3 protein-coding genes are annotated in these 3,549 nt (G+C 64.1%); all 3 read right to left on the bottom strand.

Translation table 11 applies throughout. The features are described 5' to 3' along the window. Positions 1–129: 129 nt before the first annotated feature. Genes ACZ7GZ_RS42685 through ACZ7GZ_RS42675 form a run of 3 tightly spaced genes read right to left on the bottom strand, consistent with a single transcriptional unit; the run spans position 130 to position 3,237 of the window. A complete protein-coding gene (locus ACZ7GZ_RS42685; protein WP_471033197.1) occupies positions 130–1,173 on the bottom strand; it encodes a terpene synthase family protein in 1,044 nt (347 codons plus the stop codon). After that, complete coding sequence (locus tag ACZ7GZ_RS42680) at positions 1,170–1,508, bottom strand: polyprenyl synthetase family protein (RefSeq protein WP_471033196.1); 339 nt, start codon at positions 1,506–1,508, stop codon at positions 1,170–1,172. The genes ACZ7GZ_RS42685 and ACZ7GZ_RS42680 overlap by 4 nt, the downstream gene beginning before the upstream one ends. Beyond that, on the bottom strand, positions 1,414–3,237 hold the full coding sequence (locus ACZ7GZ_RS42675; protein ID WP_471033195.1) for a 1-deoxy-D-xylulose-5-phosphate synthase: 1,824 nt from the start codon (positions 3,235–3,237) through the stop codon (positions 1,414–1,416). The genes ACZ7GZ_RS42680 and ACZ7GZ_RS42675 overlap by 95 nt, the downstream gene beginning before the upstream one ends. Between the last annotated feature and the right edge of the window lie 312 nt (positions 3,238–3,549).

Here is a 3,549-nt window from a genome sequence, read left to right as displayed (position 1 = left end):
CACCACCCTCCTGGCCACGACCGCCTGACCGCGGCCACCCTCACCACCCGAGCACACCTCAACTCGCCTGCCCCATCAGCAACTTGACAAGGCCGACTCAACAGTTCCGGCTCAATATCTGCTGCTAACTCAAAGAGCCTGCTGCAGCGGCTCGAGTCGGCTCCACTCCAGCCGATTTAGGCGGCTACTTGCATCCGAAGGAACGTACTCGAAAGCCTGCGAATAACGAGCGGCATCGATGTGGTAATCGTAATTTCCGCGCACGAGATGCCGGTATCCCTGCACCACTGTCGCAAGATCCTGCTCCAGCTTCGTATCGTTCCCCGCGACTGCATGAAGTTGACTGATCGCCACAGAGCACGAAACCTGAAATTGCTCAAGCAGACCGTTGATCACGTACCCTACCGAGTCGGCGGCCTCTTGAAGAGAGCAGGAGCGTTGGGTATGGATCACGAGCACACCGTTGTACGGGTACCCGACTTTCAGTTCCTTCTCTGCCGAGTGTAGGTCGTTATACAGACCGATCCATTCGAAGGCTCGTTCCCGGGCATGAGTGAGGGCTGGCAGATCGCGGACCGTCGAGGGCAGTTCGATATCATTTGTGAACTCTTCCATGAGAGCCCAAAGACCTTCGCCTACGCTGTCCCGGCGATGCCCGAGGTACTCATTGAACTCCATGGCCCGGCCCTCCCTCATGGCTTGCGCCTCGTGAGGATAGGTCCGCAGCCAACGGACGATGGACTCCCGGATGGCACGGTCCCAGCTCTTGGTGCGTCCAGTGCACAGATCGCGAATCGTGTCGACCAGAGCGTGCTCAGCCCGGCTGAATGGTTCCCGGTTGCCGGAGGTTACTTCGATCAGAGCACCGCTGAGATCTCGCACCACACCTTCCTCATTCGCGCTGATGGCGTCGTCGAAGATGTCGTCGATAATGAAATCCCGCGCCATGCAACGGTTCAACAACTTCAGATGCCTTGCCTCCGCATTTGGGCAGTAGATCGCAGTTGTGTAGTGAGGGCGAGTACGTACGAGATGACGACGCGCCGAGTCATTAGCGACTAAGTGGAAACGGTCTAGCCACGCCCACATGTCGGCCTCGACCTCATCCATTGCAGGCGACGGGCTATGTGGAGGAAACGGCATCTCAATCTCAGGCAAAGTGAAGACGTTCACAAGGTCAACTCCCTTCGTAGATCGTCAAGGGCGAGTTTGCCGGTGGCTGCCGGATCGCCGAACACTGCGAGCAGGTCATCCCGGAGCTGGAACGCCTCCCCGACGGAATGGCATAGGCGGACAGGGCGGTCAGTAGGTTTTGGGTCTGTGCCGGCGAGGGCCGTGCGAGTTGGAGGGGCCGCCGCACCGGAACCCTCACCCCGCCGGCGGGCGGGATGGGCATGTTGAGATCGACAGCGGTCACCGGACGCCTCCCCGGGCCTGCAGGGACGGCGTCCGGGCAGGAGGGCCGTCGACGTCGGCGTCCAGGACAGCCTGTACGAGACCGGCAGCATCCAGCCCGGCCTCGGCCAGAAGCCGAGAGCGGGGACCGTGCGGGATGAACGCCCGGGGCAGACCGAGTACCCGGACAGGTGTGGCCACCCTATGGTCCTGACACAACCTGGCCAGGGCCGCGCCCACGCCGCTGGTGCGGATACCGTCTTCGATGCTCACCACCAGCCGGTGCCGGGCGGCCAACGCTGCCAGGCTTTCGTTGACGGGCAGCACCCAGCGCGGGTCGGCGACCGTGCACCCGATGCCGTGTTCGCCCTCTAGGATGTGTGCAGCCTCCACCGCCGCTTTGGCAAGAGGTCCGATGGGTACCAGCAGTACATCCAGCGGCCGTCTCTGGCCGCGGTGCAGGATGTCGATGCCATCCAAGCTGGCCACCGCCTCGACATCCGCGCCCGTGGTGGCCTTCGGGATACGCAGCACGGTGGGCCCCTCGCTCCAGCAGACCGCCTCGCCGAGGAGCGTGCGCAGCTGGGTGGTGTCCCTGGGTGCGGCCAGTCGCAGGCCAGGAACCATGGACAACAGGCCCAGATCCCACATGCCGTGATGACTGGGTCCGTCCGACCCGGTGATACCGGCCCGGTCCAGCACGAACGTCACCGGCAGCCGATGCAGGGCAACATCCAGCAGTACTTGGTCGAAAGCTCTGTTCAAAAATGTGGAGTAGATGGCGACGATGGGGTGCAGCCCGCCCATCGCCATCCCCGCAGCCGACGTCACCGCATGCTGCTCAGCAATCCCGACATCAACAACGCGTTCAGGAAACAGTTCCCGCATCGGCCCCAAGCCCGCCGGTTCCACCATCGCCGCGCTCACCGCGACCACCTCCGGATGCGCGGCAGCCACCTCGGTGAGCGCCTGGCCGAACACACTCGTCCACGACCGCCCCGCCGCCTCGTCGGCAGGACGCCCCGTAGCCGGACCGACCACACCCGCCGCGTGCAGGCAGTCCGCCTCGTCCCTCTCCGACGGCCCGTGCCCTTTACCCTCGACCGTCATCACATGCACCACCACCGGCCTGCGCACCGCACGCGCCCGCTGCAACGCGTCCTCCATCTCCAGGACGCTGTGACCGTCAACGGGACCGAAGTAGACGAAGCCGAGGTCGGTGAAGAGGTTCCGGCACGCCTCCGCCCCACGACCGAACCTCAACATCCCCAGATGCTCAGCAAGCGCACCGACAGTGGGCGCATAGGAACGGCCATTGTCGTTGACCACCACGATCACCGGACGCTCCCTCGCCGTCCCCAGGTTGTTCAGCGCCTCCCACGCCATCCCCCCACTCAGCGCACCATCCCCGACGACCGCGACCACCGCCCGATCCTGCTCGGCCGCCAGCTGCCGCGCCCTGGCCAGCCCGTCCGCATATGACAGCGCGGTCGAGGCATGCGAGTTCTCCACCAGGTCGTGCACCGACTCCGACCGCGACGGATATCCCGACAGCCCGCCCAGCTGCCGTAGACCATCGAAACCCTTCCGGCGGCCCGTGAGAAGCTTGTGCATATACGCCTGATGACCGGTATCAAAAATCAGCGCATCCCGAGGCGAAGCAAAGACCCGATGCAGGGCCACCGTGAGCTCCACCACCCCCAGATTCGGCCCCAGATACCCGCCCGCGGCACACACCCGGTCAACCACGAACCGCCGGATCTCACCCGCCAGCACCGGCAGAAGGTCCACCGGCAGAGCCCGCAGCGCATCAGGATCAGCCACCCGCTCCAGCAACGACACAGATCTGTCCATCGAAGCCGTATCCATACCCAGGCCTCTCCCACGAAGAACCGCAACCACGCGGCAGGTAGAACGACAGAAGACCGGCACCACAGCACTCACCGGAAGAACCCAACACCCCGGAATCCGTGAACACGTTGAAAGATCGCGCCCTTGTGCTGGCTGGAGCTTCGGCGGTTTCGCGGTTTTGTATGAGTCCGGCGCGGTGAGCCTGCGGGGGTGTTATCAAGTTGAGGAGCGGGGGTGTGATGATCTTGGTGGGGATCGTTGTGGGAGGGGCCGTTCGTGGATACCGCTGCACCGTCGTACCGG

This window comes from Streptomyces sp. NPDC037288, assembly GCF_055603265.1.
Note: the sequence above shows the minus strand (reverse complement) of the source record. Positions and strands in the feature narration are given on the sequence as shown.